Raw genomic sequence first — 12,395 nt, 5'->3', positions numbered from 1 at the left:
CATTGTTGCCGGCCGCCCGGCCCGACACGCTTCCGCCGCAGGTCAAACCGCACGGCGCCGCAGAATTGATTCTCTTTGAACCCTAAGGGTGGTTCGACCGGTGGCCCGTTGCGAGCGACGGCGGCGCCCCCTCAACGTGTGAACCGACCACCTCTCCCCCGTTCCGGCCGGCACGTCCCGCCCGCCGGTCGACACGTTGATCCGCTCCGTTGAGTTCGCTCACTCTCTGTGTTCATATGCCACAGACAGTTATGTCCGGTCTATTCCGCGTGCATATGCCACCCCGATCCGCGGGGCCGTCACGCATGCGCGCAGGACCGGCACGCCACGAGGAGTCCCATGTCACGACCACGACTGTCCAGGCTGCTCTCCGCCTGCGCCGTCATCTCCGCCCTGACCGGCGCCCCTCTCGCCGCCGCACTCCCTGCGGCAGCCCACGGCGGCGCCCCGGAACCCCGTTCCATGACCCGCGACGCCGGACCCGACCGCGGCCGGAAGGTCACCGTGGACAAGGCGGAGGCCGCCGTACTCGGCCAGGAGCACGCGGAGCGGCACGCACAGGCGCGACTGCGCGCGGAGGACGCGGGCGACTACCCGCAGCCCACGCGCACGGCCCGCCTCGAGTCGCTCACCAGGTCCCAGGCCACGCAGAACGCCACGTTCGCCGCACGGGAGTACGGGGCGTTCAAGGAGTACTTCCCCTCTCCCGACTTCGGCGTACACATCGCCCAACTCCCCACCGGAAAGGTGCTGTTGTTCTCCTTCGAGCGGATCGAGACCAATCCGACGAAGGAGACGGCGCCCACCCAGGTCATCGGCAAGGAGAACGCGGGCCGGGCCTACCTGTGGGACCCGCAAAAGGGCAGCGGCACACAAGCGTTCACGAAGGTCACGCCGCCCACCGTCATGATGCCGGACGGCAAGAACGAACCGCGTCCCGCGCCCTTCTTCTGCGCCGGCCACGCCTTCCTGCCCAACGGGATGCTCGGCGTCTTCGGCGGCAACCTCGGCGGCAACCACGGCTCGGGCGCCAAGCTCTCCCTCGTCTTCGACCCGTGGACCGAGTCGTGGTCGCTCAACCAGGAGATGTCCGTCGGACGCTGGTACCCGAGCGCCGTCACCGGCGCCGACGGGCGGATCCTCATCATGTCCGGGCAGTCGGAACTCGGCTGGGCGACGCCCACCCCGATCGTGGAGCGCTTCCCCGCGCTGTCCCACAACGTCCCGACCAGCAGGTCCGACGTCCCCGAGAACGTGCCGGTGGACGTCTTCAAGGCGGAGGCCCCCTACCGGCACGACTACCCGCACCTGTTCTCCCTGCGCGACGGCAAGATCTACGGGCTCGGCCGGGACCACGACCAGCAGTGGCTCTTCGACCCCGTCACCGAGACCCGGACGAGCCTCGCCGACCGGCCCGACGGCTTCATGCGCAACTACGGCTCCGCCGTACCCCTGCCTGCCGGCTTCAGGGGCCCCGACTCCGTGCTGGTCCTCGGCGGCAACCGGGACGACCCGAACACGTACCAGCTCGTCGGCGGCCGGTGGAAAACCAACGAGCCCCGCGCCTTCGGCCGCACCCAGGACGACACCCTGATCCTCCCCGACGGCACGCTGTTCACCGTCAACGGTTCCTACGACATCAGGGACTACGGCAACGGCCTCTACAACCCCAACGCCGACCTGAAGTACCGGCAGACCGAGATGCGCGACACGGACGGCAACTGGAAGCTCGGGCCCGCCCAGCGGCTGCCGCGCGGCTACCACTCCAACGCCGTCGTGCTGCCCGACGGCCGGATCATGGTCACCGGCGACGAGGCGCAGCAGATCGCCAACGACCCCGACATCCAGGACGACATGGACGGCTCCATCGAGATCTACGAGCCGGCCTATCTGCACAACGGCGACCGCCCCGACCTGTCCGCCGTGCCGCGGCGCACGATCGGCTACGACGACCGGTTCAGGGTGCTCAGCTCGAATCCGGACGAGGTCCGGCGGGCCGTCCTGCTGGCGCCCACCACGGCCACCCACTCGGTCAACTTCAGCCAGCGCCACCTCGACGTCCGGATCAAGAGCCGCGGTGACGGCGCTCTGGAGCTCCAGGCGCCGCCCTCGGCGCAGGCCGCTCCTCCCGGCTACTACATGCTCTTCCTCCTCAACGAGGAGGGCGTGCCCAGCACGGCCAAGTTCGTCTCCTTCGGCCCGCCGGCCGGCGGCTGAGGCACCGGCCGGGACCCGACGCGAACCACGGAAGGAATGGGAGGCACAGGATGACGGATCTGGCACTGCGGGAGAGCACCGAGATCCAGGGCGATGTGCTCGCCGGCTTCAAGAAGGACCATGTACAGCTGCTGTTCCTGAAGTTCGACGACGCCACGCGGGCGCGCACCTGGCTGCGCCGGCTGAAACCGCGTATCGCCACGACCCGGCAGGTCGCGGCGTTCAACGCGGCCTTCAGCGCGGCCCGCCGCAACACCGGCGGCGACGACCCGAAGGCGCTCAACGCCGTATGGCGCAGCGTCAGCTTCACCCACGGCGGCATCCGCACGCTGACGGGCAAGGACCCGTTCCCGAAGACCACCGAGGGCACCACGGAGCACGCCTTCAAACAGGGCTCCGCGATGCGGGCCGGGATGCTCGGGGACACGGGCGACAACTCGCCGGAGAACTGGCTCTTCGGCGACAGCAACGCCCAGCCCGTCCACGCGGTGCTCACCATCGCGGCCGACAAGGTGGAGGACCTGCGGGCGGCGATCGCGCAGGAGCGGCAGGAGGCCTCCGTCCACAAGGTGGTGATCGTCTTCGAGCAGGACGGCGCAACCCTGACGGGCGACCGCAGGGGCAAGGAGCACTTCGGCTTCAAGGACGGCGTCAGCGAGCCCGCCGTCCAGGGCTTCGACGAGCCCGACCCGAAGAGGCCCGAGTGGAAGAAGGGCAGCCCCGGCACCCGGATCATCCCCGCGGGTGAGTTCGTCATCGGCGAGCAGACCGTCAGCGGCACGCCGTCCGGCCTGCCGGAGTGGACGAGGAACGGCTCGTTCCACGTGGTGCGCCGGCTCGGTCAGGACGTGCCGAGCTGGTGGGCACAGATCGGGGCGCGGCTGAAGGAGCTGAAGAACGCCAAGGCGGTGCCGCCGGAGGCGACCGCGGAGTGGCTGGCGGCCCGGCTGGTCGGGCGCTGGCGTTCGGGTACGCCCGTGGCGAAGTGCCCGCACGCCGACGTCTCCTTCGATCCGGACTGCGGGAACGACAACGACATCAGCTTCGCGGACGACCTGGAGGGGGAGACCACCCCGCTCTTCTCCCACCTGCGCAAGACCAACCCCCGGGACGGCCTCGCACTGAAGAAGGGCGACAAGCCCGTCCCGGAGAAGGGCGGCCTGGACGGCCGGCGCATCATGCGCCGCGGCATCCCCTTCGGCCTGCCCTTCGATCCCGCGGGTTCGGCCGGCCACGGCCCCGACGCCGCCCGCGGCCTGGTCTTCGTCAGCTACCAGGCCGATCTTGTGCGGCAGTTCGAGTTCATCCAGAAGGACTGGGTGATCGACACCAAGTTCCCGGACCGTGACCCGAGAGTCGGCGCCGATCCCATGATCGGCGTGACCACCGACGTCTCGTTCAAGGGACAGCAGGTGCGCTTCGAGCAGTTCGTACGGACCGAGGGCGCGGTGTACGCGTTCACGCCGTCGCTGTCGACGCTCGACCGGCTCGCGGACGGGAAGCTCTCCGACGACGCCCCGAAGATCAAGGTCCGGGTCACCGAGGAGGGCAACCACGAGATCTCCGCCGTCTCCACGTTCGACATCGGCGACATCGTCGACGCGGGCCGGGCGAAGCTGCTGCTCCAGGACGACGGGAAGCTGGTGGTCTTCGACGAGAACGACGACCCGCGCTGGGCCTCCAACAACCCGGCCACCCCGGGTGCCCGTGCCGTCTTCCAGGAGGACGGCAACTTCGTGATCTACACGCCGGACAACCAGCCGGTGTGGGCCTCCGCCACCGACGGCAACCCCGGCGCCGTCCTCTCGGTCCAGGCCGACGGCAATGTGGTGATCTACAACAGCAAGGGCGCACCGGTCTGGCACACCAAGAGCCGGCACTGACGCCCTGCCGGCACGGCCCCGCCGACAGCGTCGGCGGGGCCGTGCCGGCGCCTCATCCCGCCGGCGCCCGTTTCCCGGCCGCCTGCGTCCGTACCGCGCCCATGCTCGCCACCACGACCAGCACGATCGCCAGCCCCTCGGACGGTGAGAGCGCCTGGCTCAGCAGGAGGAACCCGGCCGCCGCGGCGATCGCCGGCTCCAGGCTCATCAGCACCGCGAACGTAGCCGCGGGCAGCCTGCGCAGCGCCAGCAGCTCCAGGGTGTACGGCAGGACCGACGACATCAGCGCCACCGCCAGGCCCAGCCCCAGCGTCGAGGGCACGAACAGCCGCGACCCCGCCTCCGCCAGACCGAACGGCAGGCTCAGCAGCGCGCCGAAGCCCATCGCCAGCGCCAGCCCGTCCGCCTGCGGGAAGCGCCGGCCCGTGCGGGCGCTGAAGATGATGTACGCCGCCCACATACCGCCCGCCGCCAGGGCGAACGCCGCGCCGACGGGGTCGAGCCGGTCGAAACCGCCCCCGCCCAGCAGGACCACGCCGGCGAGCGCCAGGGCGGCCCAGAGCAGGTTCACCAGCCGTCTGGACGCGATCACGGAGAGGGCGAGCGGCCCCAGGACCTCGAGCGTGACCGCCGCGCCGAGCGGGATCCGGTCCACGGCCTGGTAGAAGAGCATGTTCATCCCGCCCATGGCGGCGCCGAACGTGATCACGGTGGCCCAGTCGGCGCGGGAGTGCCCGCGCAGCCGCGGCCGGCAGACCACGAACAGCACGAGCGCCGCGAGCACGAGCCGGAGCGTGACGACGCCGAGCGCGCCGGCCCGGGGCATCAGCAGCACGGCGACGGCGGCCCCGAACTGCACGGACAGGCCGCCCGCCACCACGAGCGCCACGGGGCCGAGGGAACGCCGGGCACCGGCCGGCGGTGACACCCCCGTGCCCCCCGCCGCCGCGCCCGCCGCCTCCGGCAGCACCACCGCGGCGGCACCCGCCTGCGGCCCTGTGCCCGTGCCCGCGGACTGCGCGTCCTTCACCCCGGCCTCCTGAAACCTCGCCCGTCCCTTCCTCCCCACGCTACGGACCGTGGCGTCGCGCGTGAAATACGTTTCCCGCTGCGGTTATGCTCCGGGCGTATGAGCATCGAGCTGCGTCATCTCCGCTGCTTCCTCGCCGTCGCCGAGGAGTCCAGCGTGACCAGGGCGGCGGCCCGGCTCGGCCTCACCCAGCCCAGCGTCTCCCGCGCCCTCGCCTCCCTCGAGCAGTACGTGGGCGTCCGGCTGGTGGACCGCTCCACGCACCATGTCGCCCTGACCGCGGAGGGGATCGCCTTCCGTGACAAGGCCGCCGCGGCCGTCGCCGCCTTCGACGACGCACTCGGCACCCGCAGCCTCCCGCACCGGCCCCTGCGGCTCGGGCACGCCTGGTCGGCCCTCGGGCCGTACACGACCCCGCTGCTGCGCCGGTGGGAGCGCGAGCACCCGGACATCCCCCTCGAACTGCTGCGGGTCGACGACCGTACGGCGGGACTCGTCCGCGGGGAGGTCGACGCCGCCGTCCTGCGCGGCCCGGTGGACACCCCCGGTCTGGCCACCGAGCTGCTGTTCACGGAGCCCCGGGTGGCCGCCGTGCCGTCGGACGACCCGCGCGCGGCGCGGGCCTCGCTGACCCTGGCGGACCTCGCGGCCGGCCCGGTCGTGCTGAACACGGTGTCCGGCCTGACCACCCTGGACCTGTGGCCGCCAAGGACCCGGCCCACGGCGACGATCACGGTCGCCAACACGGACGACTGGCTCACCGCGATCGCCGCGGGGCGCGGTGTGGGCGCGTCGGCCGCCTCCACCGCCCAGATGCACGCGCACGGCGGGGTGACGTACCTGCCCCTGTCCGACGCCCCGCGGGTGCCGGTGCTGCTCGCCTGGCGCAGCGCCTCGCCCCACCCCGCCGTGCGTCAACTCCTCGCACTGGCCAGAGCGGTGGCCCGGCCGCGCTGAGGAGGTCCGCCCCGGGCGCGACGGACCGCGCCGCCGCGCTCCGCGAGATCGACGCCGAGCCGCCCGGGGCGGCCCGTGATAGGCAGGTCGTATGAAGCGCGACGAGCTGGTGTGGTTCCTCCGCAGGAACAGGCTCGCGGTCCAGGCCTCGGCCGCACCGGACGGATCACCTCAGGCGGCGGTCGTGGGATTCGCCGTCAGCGACGACCTCGAGATCGTCTTCGACACCGTCGAGACGACCCGTAAGAGCCTCAACCTGCGGGCCGACCCGCGCATCGCCCTCGTGATCGGCTGGGACGACGCGGTCACCGTGCAGATCGAGGGACTCGCCGACTTCCCCGCCGGCGCCGAACTGGCGCGTCTGCAGGAGTGCTACTTCCGTGTGTACCCGGACGGCCGGGACCGGCTCTCCTGGCCGGGGATCACCTATGTGCGGGTCCGCCCGGCGTGGGTGCGGTACAGCGACTTCACCCAGGAGCCGCCCCATGTCGTCGAGGTCTCCGCCGCGCAGCTCGGCTGAGACGCCCGCTCTCGCCGCACACCCCTTCCGACGGCGGCCCGCCAGGTGCCTCATGGCCGCCTTGGCGCCCCGCACGGCAACCACCAGCAACAGGACGGCCGCGACGCACATCGCCGCACCGAACGCCCCGGCCGTGCCGCCCCGCAGCAGCGAGACGAGGAACGACCCGAGGCCCTTGTCCGCCGGGTCGACGGGGTCCACCGCGATCGCGGACACCAGCAACTGGCCCACCAGGGCGACCAGGAGCAGGGCTGCGCAGGATCGCGCCAGCAGACCCACGACGCCGGTCCGCCCGACGCTCTTCCCCATGGCATCCGCCCCTTCCTGACCGGCGACCATCCTGCCGGATGCCGGGGGTCACTTCGTGACCGGTCCCCGGTCCGGCCGCTCGTCCCGCCCCCGGCCCGGCCGCTCGTCCAGTCCCTCCGCGAGCAGCTCCGCGAGATGCCGGGCCCGGCGGCCGGCGAGCTGCTCGAGCTGGGTGCGGCAGGAGAAGCCGTCGGCCAGCAGCTCGGTGCCCGCGGCGGCGGCGCGTACGGCGGGCAGCAGCTGCTCCTCCGCGCAGGCCACCGACACCTCGTAATGCCCCTTCTCGAAGCCGAAGTTGCCCGCGAGCCCGCAGCAGCCGCCGCTCAAGGCGCCGTGGAGGCCGGCCCGTTCCCGCAGTCGGCGTTCCGCCGCGTCGCCGAGGACCGCGTGCTGGTGGCAGTGGGTCTGGCCCACCACCGGGCGGCCGATCACCGGCGGCTCCCAGTCGGGGGCGCACTCCTCCAGAGCCTGTGCGAAGGTCCGCACCGACCCCGCCAGGCGGGCCGTCCTCGGGTCGTCGCCGAGCAGCTCGGGCAGGTCGGTCCTCAGGGTGGCCGCGCAGCTCGGCTCCAGCACGACGACGGGCACATCGAGGTCGAGCAGCGGCTCGACGACGTCGAGCGTGTGCCGCATGACCTTGCGCGCCAGGTCGAGCTGGCCGGTCGAGACATAGGTGAGCCCGCAGCAGACCCGGCCGGGCGGCAGGACGATCCCGATGCCCGCCGCCTCCATGACGCGTACCGCGGCCCGTCCGGCGGACGGTGAGAGGTGGTCGGTGAAGGTGTCGGGCCACAGCACGGCCGTCCGGCCCTGCTCCAGCACTTCGGCCCGGTCGCCCATGTGGTCGCGCAGCCATCGGCGGAACGTCTCCGGCGCCAGGCGCGGCAGGTCACGCTCCGGCGCGACGCCGGCGAGCCGCTTGGCGAGCGCGGCCAGCGGCCGCACCCGGGCCGCGGCGTTGACCAGCGGCGCGAGCGAGGCGGCGGCCCGCAGCCACCGCGGGAGGCGGCCCATGGCGTAGTGGGCGGCGGGCCGGCGGCGGCCCGCGTAGTGGTGGTGCAGGAACTCCGCCTTGTAGGTGGCCATGTCGACGCCGACCGGACAGTCGCTCCGGCAGCCCTTGCAGGACAGGCACAGGTCGAGCGCGTCGCGCACCTCGGTGGAGCGCCAGCCGTCGGTGACGATCTCCCCGGCGAGCATCTCGTGCAGCAGCCGCGCCCGGCCCCGGGTGGAGTGCTGCTCCTCGCCGGTCACCCGGTACGAGGGGCACATCACGCCGCCGCCCGCGGCGGCGTCCTCGGTGCGGCACTTGGCGACGCCGACGCAGCGGCGCACCGCGCCGGCGAAGTCGCCGCCGTCCTGCGGGTAGCCGAAGGCGACGTCGACGGGCCGGGCGGGGAGCACGGCGAAGCGCAGGTTCGCGTCCAGCGGGTCGGGGCGCACCAGCATGCCCGGGTTCATGCCGCCGGCCGGGTCCCACAGGTCCTTGAACCGGCCGAAAAGGCCCACCAGTTCGTCCCCGTACATCTTGGGCAGCAGCTCGGCGCGGGCCTGGCCGTCGCCGTGTTCGCCCGACAGGGAGCCGCCGTGGGCGACGACCAGGGCGGCGACCTGCTCGGAGAACGCGCGGAAGCGGCGCACGCCGTCCTTGCTCAACAGGTCGAAGTCGATGCGGACATGGACGCAGCCGTCGCCGAAGTGTCCGTAGGGGGTGCCGCGCAGGCCGTGCTGCGCCAGCAGGGCGCGGAAGTCGCGCAGATAGGCGCCGAGACGGGCGGGCGGCACCGCGCAGTCCTCCCAGCCGGGCCACGCCTCGCCGCCGTCGGCCCTGCGGGTCGCGGTGCCCGACGCGTCCTCCCGCAGCCGCCACAGGGCGCGTACGGCGGCGGGGTCGTCGACGACGGTGCCGTCCAGGGCGTCGGCGGCCCGCAGGATCCGCTCCGCCCGGTCCCTCGCCTGCGCGGGGCTGTCGCCGCCCGTCTCGACGAACAGCCACGCCCCGCCGCGTGGCAGGCCGTGGCCGGCGGGCACCAGGTCCTCCGCCATGCCTTCGACGGTCAGCGGGGCATAGGGCAGGAGGCCGGCGGCGGCTTCGGCGGCGGCGCTCTCGTCCGGGTGGCCGATGACGGCGAGCGCCCGGGCGGCCGGGGCGGCCACGAGCCGTACGGTCGCCTCCGTGAGCACGGCGAGGGTCCCCTCGCTGCCGCAGAACGCGCGGGCGAGGTCGGCGCCCTTCTCCGGCAGCAGCGCGTCGAGGGCGTAGCCCGAGATGCGGCGCGGCAGGCCCTCGGGGTAGCCGGTGCGCAGCAGGGCGAGGTTGCGGTCGACGAGGTCGGTCAGGCCGGGCGGGCCGCTGTCCGGCGGGCCGCCCCGGGCCAGCCGGTGGCGGGTGCCGGCGTAGGTGAGGACCGACAGCGCGTGGACGTTGTCGGCCGTGGCGCCCCAGGCGACGGAGTGGGACCCGCACGCGTTGTTGCCGACCATCCCGCCGAGCGTGCAGCGGCTGTGCGTCGACGGGTCGGGTCCGAAGAGCAGGCCGTGCGGCCGTGCGGCGTCCTGGAGCCGGGCCTGTACGACTCCGGGCTGCACGCGGGCGGTCCGCTCCTCTGGGGTGACGTCGAGGATCTTGTTCATGTGGCGGGTGAAGTCCAGGACCACACCGGTGCCGGTGGCCTGTCCGGCGATGGAGGTGCCCGCGCCGCGGGGTACGACGGGGACGCCGTGGTGCCGGCAGACCTCGAGCACCGCGGCCACGTCGTCGGCGTCGCGGGGGGCGACGACACCGGCCGGTACGCGCCGGTAGTTGGAGGCGTCCATGGTCGTCAGGGCGCGGGCCGCGGGCGAGAAGTCCACTTCCCCGCCGACGGCGGCCCTGAGCGCGCGGGCGAGTTCTCCCGTATCCCTGGTGTGTTCAGCCATGCGCTCCAGAATGACGCCTCCGGCCGCCGACGCACCGGCAGGAAACGTGTCACTTGCACACGTTGTGCGCCCCGCGTGAAGTGGGAAGCGCCACGACCTTCCCCAACTGATCGTCAACCCTCCTATAGTGACGACGACTTCGCCAGGAAGCAGCGGCTCCAGTTGCGCCCCCCGTCACCCCGGAAGGCACCACTCGATGACCGGCACCTCCGAGAAACGATGACCCGCGCCACGACCCGGGCGACCCCCGGAAGCGCGCTCGCGGGCGCGGACGTCCCCACGGGGGACGGCGCGGACTTCTCCGCGCTCAAGATCGCTGTGGTCGGTGGCTTCGGCGCCGGCCGGTCGACCATGGTCCGTTCCGTCAGCGAGATCCGTCCGCTGCACACGGAGGCGGTGATGAGCGCGGCCGGGCCCGCGAGCGACGCCGCCGTCCGGGTCCCGGCCAAGACGGCGACGACGGTCGCGCTGGACTTCGGCCGCATCACGATCGACGAGCAGCGGGTCCTCTATCTGTTCGGCACCCCCGGACAGGAACGTTTCCGCTTCCTCTGGGACCGCCTGCTCGCCGGCACCACCGGCGCCGTGGTCCTCGTCGACACCCGGGCCCTGACCGACGCCTGGTACGCGATCGACCGGCTGACCCACCACGGCACACCGTTCATCATCGCCGTCAACGACTTCGGCGGGCCCTTCCGCTCGGAGGAGGAGATCCGCGACGCGCTCACCCTCCCGGCCGGTGTGCCGCTGGTCGAGTTCGACGCCCGGGACCACTCGTCCAGCAAGTTCGTGCTGATCGCCCTGGTGGAACATCTGCACGCACTCGACCGCGGCCACGGTGTCTGACCCGGCGGCCCGCGCCGCCGGGCCGTCTCAGCCGCCGGACCGTGTCCCCGCCGGGCGGCCGCAGCGGTATACGCTCCGGAACGTGGCTGATATCCAGATTCCCGCTGACATCAAGCCCGCCGACGGCCGTTTCGGCGCGGGCCCCTCCAAGGTGCGTACGGAGGCGCTGGACGCGCTGGCCGCCACCGGCACCTCCCTCCTCGGCACGTCCCACCGCCAGGCCCCGGTCAAGAACCTGGTCGGCGAGGTCCGTGACGGTGTGCGCGAGCTGTTCTCCCTCCCCGAGGGATACGAGGTGATCCTCGGCAACGGCGGGTCCACCGCCTTCTGGGACATCGCGACCCACGGCCTCATCGAGAACAAGTCCCAGCACCTGTCGTTCGGCGAGTTCTCCTCCAAGTTCGCCAAGGCCGCCAAGCTGGCGCCGTGGCTGGCGGACCCCACGGTCATCTCCTCCGACCCCGGTACCCACCCGGAACCGCGGGCGGAGGAGGGCGTCGACGTCTACGCCTTCACCCACAACGAGACCTCCACCGGTGTCGCCGCCCCGATCCAGCGGGTCGCCGGCGCCGACGACGGCGCGCTGGTCCTGGTGGACGCCACCTCCGGCGCGGGCGGCCTGCCGGTCGACATCGCGCAGACGGACGTCTACTACTTCGCGCCTCAGAAGTCCTTCGCCTCCGACGGCGGCCTGTGGATCGGCGTCTTCTCCCCCGCCGCCCTCGAGCGCGCGGCCCGCGTGCACGGCTCCGGCCGGCACGTCCCGGAGTTCTTCTCGCTGCCGACGGCGATCGACAACTCGCTGAAGAACCAGACGTACAACACCCCGGCGCTGGCGACCCTCTTCCTGCTGAACGAGCAGCTGAAGTGGATCAACGGCCAGGGCGGGCTGGACTGGTCGGTCCGCCGCACCGCGGCCTCCTCGCGCACCCTGTACGGCTGGGCGGAGGCGTCCAAGTACGCGACCCCGTTCGTCGTCGACCCGGCGAAGCGCTCGCAGGTCATCGGCACGATCGACTTCGCCGACGAGATCGACGCGTCCGCGGTCGCCAAGGCGCTGCGGGCGAACGGCATCGTCGACACCGAGCCTTACCGCAAGCTGGGCCGCAACCAGCTGCGTGTGGCGATGTTCCCGGCGATCGACCCGGCGGACGTCGAGGCGCTGACGGCGTGCATCGACCACGTGATCGAGAAGCTGTAGCAGTCGCTGTACGGCGAAGGGCCCGGCGGCCGCACATCACCCGCCGGGCCCTTCGCTTCACCCGCGTCGCCGCGGTCCCTCACCCCGACTGCGCCTTGATGTGGTCGATCACCTCGGTGAACTCCGCCGTCGGCGAGAACTCCACCACGTCGGTGTCCTCCATGGCCTCCGGAGCGTGGCCCGGCGCCCAGTAGTACGCCTGGCCCGCCTCGTACGTCTCCTCGCCCGAAGCGGTCCGCATCCTGATCCGGCCGTTCAGCAGGAATCCCCAGTGGGGGCACTGGCACAGGTCCCCGGGCATCCCCTTGAGCGCGGGCCCCATGTCCGTGCCCCGGGGCAGATGGATGAAGGCGACGGACAGGCCGCCGCCGGCCTCTTTCATCCTCAGCTCCACACCGCCGCCCTCGAGTACGACGGGGGTCTCCTCGCGCGTGGTCGCGGTCATGATCGCCTCCACGGCCGGGGCCGGTCGACTCGCGCTCCCCGGCCTCTTCCAGTCTCGCCCCGGCGGGT

Annotated in this window: 9 protein-coding genes; 6 read left to right on the top strand and 3 right to left on the bottom strand. The window is 72.6% G+C overall.

Translation table 11 applies throughout. The features are described from left to right. The first annotated feature begins 339 nt into the window (after nucleotides 1–339). Nucleotides 340–2,217: a glyoxal oxidase gene (locus tag SPRI_RS20815; protein WP_005315989.1), complete on the top strand. Its 1,878-nt coding sequence runs from the start codon at nucleotides 340–342 to the stop codon at nucleotides 2,215–2,217. Nucleotides 2,218–2,267: 50 nt separating this feature from the next. Beyond that, nucleotides 2,268–4,100: a Dyp-type peroxidase gene (locus tag SPRI_RS20810; RefSeq protein WP_063805354.1), complete on the top strand. Its 1,833-nt coding sequence runs from the start codon at nucleotides 2,268–2,270 to the stop codon at nucleotides 4,098–4,100. Nucleotides 4,101–4,152: 52 nt separating this feature from the next. Here SPRI_RS20810 and SPRI_RS20805 read toward each other — a convergent pair whose 3' ends face one another. Next, nucleotides 4,153–5,130, bottom strand: coding sequence for an EamA family transporter (locus tag SPRI_RS20805; protein ID WP_050791541.1), 978 nt, complete (start codon nucleotides 5,128–5,130; stop codon nucleotides 4,153–4,155). Nucleotides 5,131–5,229: 99 nt separating this feature from the next. Between SPRI_RS20805 and SPRI_RS20800 the strand changes: the two genes are divergently transcribed. Beyond that, nucleotides 5,230–6,087 (top strand): LysR family transcriptional regulator, encoded by an 858-nt coding sequence (locus SPRI_RS20800; RefSeq protein ID WP_053557168.1) that lies wholly within the window; start codon nucleotides 5,230–5,232, stop codon nucleotides 6,085–6,087. A gap of 91 nt (nucleotides 6,088–6,178) precedes the next feature. Next, a complete protein-coding gene (locus SPRI_RS20795; protein ID WP_005315982.1) occupies nucleotides 6,179–6,607 on the top strand; it encodes a pyridoxamine 5'-phosphate oxidase family protein in 429 nt (142 codons plus the stop codon). Nucleotides 6,608–6,964: 357 nt separating this feature from the next. On the opposite strand, the gene SPRI_RS20785 is transcribed toward SPRI_RS20795, so the two are convergent. Then, entirely contained in the window at nucleotides 6,965–9,835 is a 2,871-nt protein-coding gene (locus tag SPRI_RS20785; RefSeq protein WP_078951274.1) for an FAD-binding and (Fe-S)-binding domain-containing protein, read from the bottom strand. Between the two features lie 219 nt (nucleotides 9,836–10,054). On the opposite strand from SPRI_RS20785, the gene SPRI_RS20780 reads away from it, so the two are divergent. Then, nucleotides 10,055–10,681, top strand: a complete 627-nt coding sequence (locus SPRI_RS20780) for a GTP-binding protein (protein WP_005315958.1) — start codon at nucleotides 10,055–10,057, stop codon at nucleotides 10,679–10,681. 82 nt (nucleotides 10,682–10,763) lie between these two features. Next, complete coding sequence (serC, locus tag SPRI_RS20775) at nucleotides 10,764–11,882, top strand: phosphoserine transaminase (RefSeq protein WP_005315955.1); 1,119 nt, start codon at nucleotides 10,764–10,766, stop codon at nucleotides 11,880–11,882. A 79-nt stretch (nucleotides 11,883–11,961) separates the two neighbouring features. On the opposite strand, the gene SPRI_RS20770 is transcribed toward serC, so the two are convergent. Beyond that, a complete protein-coding gene (locus tag SPRI_RS20770) occupies nucleotides 11,962–12,327 on the bottom strand; it encodes a cupin domain-containing protein (RefSeq protein ID WP_005315952.1) in 366 nt (121 codons plus the stop codon). Between the last annotated feature and the right edge of the window lie 68 nt (nucleotides 12,328–12,395).

Source organism: Streptomyces pristinaespiralis (assembly GCF_001278075.1).
In the GTDB taxonomy this organism is placed as follows: domain Bacteria; phylum Actinomycetota; class Actinomycetes; order Streptomycetales; family Streptomycetaceae; genus Streptomyces; species Streptomyces pristinaespiralis.
The sequence above is the reverse complement of the archived record's forward strand: the minus strand, read 5'-3'. Positions and strand labels throughout refer to the sequence as shown.

Coding starts and splice junctions, on each gene's coding strand:
- SPRI_RS20815 (WP_005315989.1), top strand. CDS start 340: ATGTCACGACCACGACTGTCCAGGCTGCTCTCCGCCTGCGCCGTCATC.
- SPRI_RS20810 (WP_063805354.1), top strand. CDS start 2,268: ATGACGGATCTGGCACTGCGGGAGAGCACCGAGATCCAGGGCGATGTG.
- SPRI_RS20800 (WP_053557168.1), top strand. CDS start 5,230: ATGAGCATCGAGCTGCGTCATCTCCGCTGCTTCCTCGCCGTCGCCGAG.
- SPRI_RS20795 (WP_005315982.1), top strand. CDS start 6,179: ATGAAGCGCGACGAGCTGGTGTGGTTCCTCCGCAGGAACAGGCTCGCG.
- SPRI_RS20785 (WP_078951274.1), bottom strand. CDS start 9,835: ATGGCTGAACACACCAGGGATACGGGAGAACTCGCCCGCGCGCTCAGG.
- SPRI_RS20780 (WP_005315958.1), top strand. CDS start 10,055: ATGACCCGCGCCACGACCCGGGCGACCCCCGGAAGCGCGCTCGCGGGC.
- SPRI_RS20770 (WP_005315952.1), bottom strand. CDS start 12,327: ATGACCGCGACCACGCGCGAGGAGACCCCCGTCGTACTCGAGGGCGGC.